General features: G+C 36.5%; 2 pseudogenes. Both read right to left on the minus strand.

The annotated features are described in order from the left end of the window. A pseudogene (locus tag ACFIJJ_RS10110) lies at positions 1-185 on the minus strand (site-specific DNA-methyltransferase); the annotation flags it as partial. A 22-nt stretch (positions 186-207) separates the two neighbouring features. Continuing rightward, a pseudogene (locus tag ACFIJJ_RS10115) lies at positions 208-561 on the minus strand (site-specific DNA-methyltransferase); the annotation flags it as partial.

Consider the following 561-nt stretch of genomic DNA (forward strand, 5'->3'; position numbering starts at 1 on the left):
AGTGCCTTGAGTGCGAGTAAATTATCACCAAAAATAAGTTTATTATCAAAAATATCCTGAGATGATATTTGACGCGAAGCATGATAAGATTTTTCAAGATCTTCTAACAATATACGAGGTTCCAGTTTGGGGCGTTTCTCTTTTCCAATCCAATTAAGTTCTAATTTTTGTTTATTACGGCTCATTCGTAACCTGCCTCGTTTATATTTATTCAAATAGATCTAACTCTTGTTGCGCAATATCTTTATTTTTGTTATTTTCTTTTACCACAATCACTGGTTCAAGGTTGGCTACATTTAAACTGTAATCGTCCCTTCCCCATTCGCATTTTTCTAATATTGCACGGGGGATTTTAGTGAGTGTCAGATTTTCAAAGGATGCTGATTTTGTATCAAAGGCTGTACCACAAACCAGCAACGTGCGATGAGAGCCAACCTCTTCACTCATGATACGGAGTTGTTCATAGGTCATGGCACTCGTTGTAACATAAATATAATCTGTTTCCGTTGAATATCCCTGCATCCAATAATGATTTTCATCCGGTGCATAGGTAAATCCCAT

Source organism: Bartonella sp. TT29SHDZB (assembly GCF_042193395.1).
Taxonomy (GTDB): domain Bacteria; phylum Pseudomonadota; class Alphaproteobacteria; order Rhizobiales; family Rhizobiaceae; genus Bartonella.